The following is a 437-nucleotide window of genomic DNA, read 5'->3' as shown; positions in this document are numbered from 1 at the left end:
CGAGCTGACGACAACCATGCACCACCTGTCATTCTGTCCCCGAAGGGAACGCCTAATCTCTTAGGTTGGCAGAAGATGTCAAGAGCTGGTAAGGTTCTTCGCGTAGCATCGAATTAAACCACATGCTCCACCACTTGTGCGGGCCCCCGTCAATTCCTTTGAGTTTCAACCTTGCGGTCGTACTCCCCAGGCGGAATACTTAATGCGTTAGCTGCGGCACTGGAGGGCGGAAACCCTCCAACACCTAGTATTCATCGTTTACGGCATGGACTACCAGGGTATCTAATCCTGTTCGCTACCCATGCTTTCGAGCCTCAGCGTCAGTAACAGACCAGAAAGCCGCCTTCGCCACTGGTGTTCTTCCATATATCTACGCATTTCACCGCTACACATGGAGTTCCACTTTCCTCTTCTGTACTCAAGTTTTGTAGTTTCCA

Annotated in this window: 1 rRNA gene; it reads right to left on the bottom strand. The window is 51.0% G+C overall.

The features are described 5' to 3' along the window. Positions 1–437, bottom strand: a 16S ribosomal RNA gene (locus tag ABWU86_RS06685); the annotation flags it as partial.

The organism is Apilactobacillus pseudapinorum (assembly GCF_040369555.1).
GTDB lineage: Bacteria > Bacillota > Bacilli > Lactobacillales > Lactobacillaceae > Apilactobacillus.
Note: the sequence above shows the minus strand (reverse complement) of the source record. Positions and strands in the feature narration are given on the sequence as shown.